Source organism: Rhodocytophaga aerolata (genome assembly GCF_030503435.1).
Lineage (GTDB): Bacteria > Bacteroidota > Bacteroidia > Cytophagales > 172606-1 > Rhodocytophaga > Rhodocytophaga aerolata.
Window position 1 is genome coordinate 2501 of record NZ_JAUKPO010000098.1, and the last position, 3175, is coordinate 5675.

2 rRNA genes are annotated in these 3175 nt (G+C 50.6%); both read left to right on the forward strand.

Annotated features, from left to right (window positions below):
* Positions 1–58: 58 nt before the first annotated feature.
* Positions 59–2917 (forward strand): 23S ribosomal RNA (locus Q0590_RS36445).
* 133 nt (positions 2918–3050) lie between these two features.
* Positions 3051–3162: ribosomal RNA gene (gene rrf, locus Q0590_RS36450) — 5S ribosomal RNA — on the forward strand.
* The last annotated feature ends 13 nt before the right edge of the window (positions 3163–3175 follow it).

The following is a 3175-nucleotide window of genomic DNA, read 5'->3' on the forward strand; positions in this document are numbered from 1 at the left end:
AGTTACAAGAAACGAGCACAAAGCTCTACCTGCACGCAAAAGGAGGGTAGAGTGTGTAAGACAAGTTACAAAGGGCGTATGGAGGATGCCTAGGCTCTCAAAGGCGAAGAAGGACGTGATAAGCTGCGAAAAGCTATGGGGAGAGGCACATACTCTGCGATCCATAGATATCCGAATGGGGCAACCCGGCTGTTTGAAGAACAGTCACCTGGTAACAGGAGCAAACCTGCCGAACTGAAACATCTAAGTAAGCAGAGGAAGAGAAAACAAATAGTGATTTCCCAAGTAGTGGCGAGCGAACGGGAAAGAGCCCAAACCGGAAGTGTTACGGCACTTTCGGGGTAGTAGGACCACTTTTTAGAACTAACCATCAACAAGAACCCTGTGGGAAAAGGGGCGAGACAAGGTGAGAGCCCTGTATTGGCAAGTGCGTTAGTTTGTAGTGGGATCCTGAGTAGGGCGGGGTAGGAGACGCCCCGTCTGAATCTGCCGGCACCATCCGGCAAGGCTAAATACTCTTGAGAGACCGATAGTGGACAAGTACCGTGAGGGAAAGGTGAAAAGAACCGGGCATACCGGAGTGAAAAGAACCTGAAACCATACGCTTACAAGCGGTCGGAGCAGACTAGTTCTGTGACGGCGTGCCTTTTGCATAATGAGCCTACGAGTTACTGTTTCTAGCCAGGTTAAGTATCTGTAGATACGCAGCCGCAGCGAAAGCGAGTCTGAATAGGGCGTATAGTTAGAGGCAGTAGACGCGAAACTTTGTGATCTACCCATGAGCAGGTTGAAGTTGCCGTAACAGGCAATGGAGGACCGAACTAGTATCCGTTGAAAAGGATTTGGATGACTTGTGGGTAGGGGTGAAAGGCCAATCAAACTGAGAAATAGCTCGTACTCCCCGAAATGTTTTTAGGAACAGCCTCGTGGTCAGAGTGTGTTAGAGGTAGAGCTACCGATAGGACTAGGGGGTGTCACAACCTACCAAATCCTGACGAACTCCGAATGCTAAACACATATACACGGGAGTGAGGGCTTGGGTGCTAAGGTCCAAGTCCGAAAGGGAAAGAACCCAGCCCAACAGCTAAGGTCCCAAAATCTATGCTAAGTTGAACAAAGGAAGTCTACCTGCAAAGACAGCCAGGATGTTGGCTTGGAAGCAGCCATTCATTTAAAGAGTGCGTAACAGCTCACTGGTCGAGCGGGTGGGGCATCGATAATAAACGGGCATCAAGCATAGTACCGAAGCTTTGGATAATATAGGTTACCTATATTGTGGTAGGGGAGCATTCCTGCAGCAGAGAAGCGGAAGGCGGCAAGCCACCGTGGAGCGGCAGGAAAAGCAAATGTAGGCATAAGTAACGATAAGGCAGGTGAGAAACCTGCCCACCGATAGACTCAGGTTTCCTGATCAACGTTAATCGGATCAGGGTTAGTCGGGGGCTAAGGGGTTAGCGAAAGCGAAGCCTCGATGCAAGACAGGTTAATATTCCTGTACTTGAGCAGTCAGTCAGCAGATGACGGAGTAAGCAAGGGTTTGCGCACAGACGGAATTGTGCGTTGAAGGTGCTATGGCACTGATAGTACCTGAAGGCTTCGGCCGGAGGGATAATGACCCGGAGGAGCTTCCAAGAAAAGTTTGTCTGACAATGATTGTTCAACCCGTACCGCAAACCGACACAGGTAGTCAAGTGGAGAACACTAAGGTGCTCGAGTGAATCACGGCTAAGGAACTCGGCAAAATAACCCTGTAACTTCGGGAGAAGGGGAGCCTACTTAGCAATAAGAGGTCGCAGAGAAATGGCCCAGGCGACTGTTTAACAAAAACACATGGCTTTGCAAAAACGAAAGTTGACGTATAAGGCCTGACACCTGCCCGGTGCTGGAAGGTTAAGGGGGGGAGTTAGCGCAAGCGAAGCTCTGAACTGAAGCCCCAGTAAACGGCGGCCGTAACTATAACGGTCCTAAGGTAGCGAAATTCCTTGTCGGGTAAGTTCCGACCTGCACGAATGGTGTAACGATCTGGGCGCTGTCTCAGCCGTGAGCTCGGTGAAATTGTAGTAGCGGTGAAGATGCCGCTTACCCGCAACGGGACGGAAAGACCCCGTGCACCTTTACTATAGCTTCACATTGACTTTGGGTAACGCATGTGTAGGATAGGCCGGAGGCTATGAAGGGGTGTCGCTAGGCATCCTGGAGCCGCCCTTGAAATACGGCCCTTGCTTTACCTAGAGCCTAATCTGTAATAAGAGACAGTGTGTGGTGGGTAGTTTGACTGGGGTGGTCGCCTCCAAAAGAGTATCGGAGGCTTTCAAAGGTACCCTCAGCACGCTTGGTAACCGTGCGTAGAGTGCAATAGCAGAAGGGTGCTTGACTGTGAGACTAACAAGTCGAGCAGGGTCGAAAGACGGATATAGTGATCCGGTGGTTCCATATGGAAGGGCCATCGCTCAAAGGATAAAAGGTACGCCGGGGATAACAGGCTGATCTCCCCCAAGAGCTCACATCGACGGGGAGGTTTGGCACCTCGATGTCGGCTCGTCACATCCTGGGGCTGGAGAAGGTCCCAAGGGTTCGGCTGTTCGCCGATTAAAGTGGCACGCGAGCTGGGTTCAGAACGTCGTGAGACAGTTCGGTCCCTATCTGTTGCGGGCGTTAGGATATTTGAAGAGGCGCTGACCTTAGTACGAGAGGACCGGGTTGGACCAACCGCTGGTATATCAGTTGTTTTGCCCAAGGCATCGCTGAGTAGCCACGTTGGGAGCAGATAAGCGCTGAAAGCATCTAAGTGCGAAACTGACCTCAAGATGAGATATCCCTGAAGGGTCGTGGGAGATGACCACGTTGATAGGTGGCAAGTGTACAAGTTGAAAGACTCTGAGCTGAGCCATACTAATTGCCCGATAGGCTTCTCTTACATAAGCTGTGCACCGTCCTATTACTCTTACTGCTTTGTTTCCTGCTGTGACAATTACTTATTAAAATTATATACTAGCCTAGATTGTACTAGCTTAGTCAAAGACATTGGCTGCTTACACAGCCGCAAGCCTAATGGTGGGATCGCACAGGTGATCACCTCTTCCCATTCCGAACAGAGAAGTTAAGCCCTGTAGCACCGATGGTACTGCCCTCACAAGGTGGGAGAGTAGGTCCCCGCCACCTCATTATCAAGCAA